The sequence below is a fragment of the Thermococcus sp. genome (genome assembly GCF_026991495.1).
Lineage (GTDB): Archaea > Methanobacteriota_B > Thermococci > Thermococcales > Thermococcaceae > Thermococcus.
The window spans coordinates 1-2,654 of record NZ_JALXBJ010000003.1 but is presented as its reverse complement, the minus strand read 5'-3'; the positions used below and the strand labels follow the sequence as shown (position 1 = coordinate 2,654).

Below are 2,654 nucleotides of genomic sequence, written 5' to 3'. Positions count from 1 at the left end.
AATTTGTTCCAAAAATGGAATTAAGTGGAGAGGATTCTCCTCACGTACCTCGCTATGACGTCTATCTCGTAGTTCACCCTCTCGCCAGCTCTTAGAAGGCCGAGGTTAGTCTTCTCCAGCGTGTAGGGAATCACTTGAATCCAGAAGCGGTTTCCCTCGACCTTCGCCACCGTAAGCGAGACGCCGTTCAAAGCTATGGAGCCTTTCTCTGCCACTCCCCACCTCTCGGGTGGCATCTCAAAGGCCATCCATGTCGTGTTCCTGCTCGTCCTCTTCGCTATAAAGCGAATCGTCCCGTCAACGTGGCCAGTAACTATGTGCCCGTCGAGCCTGTCGCCAACCCTCAAAGCCCGCTCAAGGTTGACAACCTTCGCTTCCCTCAGGTTAGTTCTCCTCAGCGTCTCCTCACCGACGTCGAAGGTCGCTGTCCTCCCGTCAAAGCTCACGACGGTCAGGCAGGCGCCGTTTACCGCGACGCTATCGCCAGGTTTAACCTCGAAGGGAACCTCCACGTAGAGCTTTCCCGCTGAGTAACGGGCTTTGCCAGTTGCCTCAACTATCCCGCTGAACATCCCCACCACCCGGGTAAGCAGTGACCAAAAAGCTCTCTTCAAGCCTCTCTATTGAGTCTATCCTCAAAACTGGTGCCTCGTTCGCTTCCTCAACCTTAAGGCACTCGAAGGGTTTAATTCCCCTTCCAAAGAGCTTCGGCCCGTAGAAGAGGTGGAACTTGTCGGCGTAGCGTAAAAACTGGCAGGCTATTCTACCGCCCTCTATCAGAACGCTGTCTATGCCGAGTTCGCCGAGCTTCCTCAGGATTTCCTCCGGCTTCGTTACCGGGTATGCCTCCGCTATGCCCTCGAACTTCTCCGGCCTTTCCGTGAAGAAAATAACCCTGCCGTCCTCAAATAGCTTGAACTTCCTTCCTTTTCTTATCTCATCGGCAATTCTGCCGGAGCGGTCTAAGATAACCTTGACCTTCTGCGGGCAGTTCTCAAGCCTGCAGTTGAGCCTCGGGTTGTCAGCTAAGACGGTTCCGGAACCCACCATTATCGCCATGTGCCTTCTCCTCAGCTCCTGGACCCTCTCACGAGCTTTCTCGCCGGTTATCCACTGGGAAGAACCGCTCTCGGTCGCTATGAAGCCGTCGAGGGTCAGGGCGAGCTTAATGGCCACAAAAGGCATCTTGGTCGTTATGTATTTTATAAAAATCTCGTTGAGCTTTCTCGCTTCATCTTCGAGGAGGCCGACTTCCACCTCTATTCCGGCCCTCCTCATCTTCTCTATCCCCTGCCCGGCCACGAGGGGGTTCGGGTCTTTCATCGCGACTACAACCCGCTTAAAGCCCTCGGCTATTATTCTGTCGGCGCATGGCGGCTGCTTCCCCCAGTGGGAGCAGGGTTCGAGGGTTACGTACATAGTGGCGCCTTTAACGTCGTACCCCTTAGCTTTGGCGTTCTCTATGGCGTTGACCTCGGCGTGCTTTTCCCCGAACTTCCTGTGCCAGCCAGTACCGATTATCTCGCCGTCCTTGACTATTACAGCCCCAACCATCGGGTTCGGGTTTACCCAGCCTTCACCTTTTCTCGCGAGCTCTAAAGCGAGGCGCATGTAGTCCTCGTCCTTCATCCGACCACCACCGATAGTTTTGTTCCGGATTACTTAAGATTTTGTTCCATATACGGAACTCCTTGCACGTTGAAAGGCCGTCTCACTTAGTCATCTAAGGATCTTAGGGATCATGCTGCTAACCCCCATTTTGATATCCCTTCATATTCGATGTTAGACGAACCGAAAGCTTTATATATTCGAACCAATATGGTTTATAGTGAAGAAAACACACCAAAAGATGGGGTGATGGAAGATGGTAGTTATAGGAGAAAAATTCCCGGAAGTCGAGGTCAACACGACCTTTGGAAGGATAAAGTTGCCGGAGCACTTCACCGAGCAGGGCAAATGGTTCCTGCTGTTCAGCCACCCGGCAGACTTCACGCCGGTCTGCACGACCGAGTTCTACGCCCTCCAAAAGAGGGTCGACCAGTTCAGGGAGCTCGGCGTCGAGCCGATTGGGCTGAGCGTTGACCAGGTCTTCAGCCACCTTAAGTGGGCCGAGTGGATAAAGGAGAACCTTGGGGAGGAGATAACCTTCCCGATAATCGCGGACGACCGTGGCGACCTCGCCGAGAAGCTCGGCATGATACCCAGCGGAGCAACGATAACCGCCAGGGCTGTCTTCGTCGTTGACAACACCGGCACCATAAGGGCCATCGTCTACTACCCGGCCGAGGTCGGAAGGGACTGGGACGAGATACTCCGCCTTGTGAAGGCCCTCAAGATAAGCACCGAGAAGGGCGTCGCCCTGCCGCACAAGTGGCCCAACAACGAGCTCATCGGCGACCGCGTTATAGTCCCGCCCGCTGGAACCGTCGAGCAGATCAAGGAGCGGGAGGAAGCGAAGGCCAAGGGCGAGATCGAGTGCTACGACTGGTGGTTCTGCCACAAGAAGCTTGAGTGAGTGGTCTTTTCTCTTCTCAAATTTAATTTGAAAAAGCGTAACTCTGACCTCCTCCCCGCCCTTTAGGGCGGGGATGCAGTAATTCTAAAACCAGCCCTTAAACAGGAAAGCAAACTATTTTAAAGCCTAAGGACAATAC

General features: G+C 53.9%; 3 protein-coding genes. 1 reads left to right on the top strand and 2 read right to left on the bottom strand.

The genetic code is table 11. From position 1 onward, the window contains the following. Positions 1-20 precede the first annotated feature (20 nt). A complete protein-coding gene (locus tag MVB78_RS00185) occupies positions 21-572 on the bottom strand; it encodes a riboflavin synthase (protein WP_297486575.1) in 552 nt (183 codons plus the stop codon). Further along, positions 553-1,629, bottom strand: coding sequence for a bifunctional diaminohydroxyphosphoribosylaminopyrimidine deaminase/5-amino-6-(5-phosphoribosylamino)uracil reductase RibD (ribD, locus tag MVB78_RS00180; protein WP_297486574.1), 1,077 nt, complete (start codon positions 1,627-1,629; stop codon positions 553-555). The genes MVB78_RS00185 and ribD overlap by 20 nt, the downstream gene beginning before the upstream one ends. A 235-nt stretch (positions 1,630-1,864) precedes the next feature. Between ribD and MVB78_RS00175 the strand changes: the two genes are divergently transcribed. Beyond that, entirely contained in the window at positions 1,865-2,515 is a 651-nt protein-coding gene (locus MVB78_RS00175; protein ID WP_297486573.1) for a peroxiredoxin, read from the top strand. Positions 2,516-2,654: the final 139 nt, after the last annotated feature.

Excerpts from the sequence above, each read along its gene's own strand:
- MVB78_RS00185 (WP_297486575.1), bottom strand. The coding sequence starts at position 572 with ATGTTCAGCGGGATAGTTGAGGCAACTGGCAAAGCCCGTTACTCAGCG.
- ribD (WP_297486574.1), bottom strand. The coding sequence starts at position 1,629 with ATGAAGGACGAGGACTACATGCGCCTCGCTTTAGAGCTCGCGAGAAAA.
- MVB78_RS00175 (WP_297486573.1), top strand. The coding sequence starts at position 1,865 with ATGGTAGTTATAGGAGAAAAATTCCCGGAAGTCGAGGTCAACACGACC.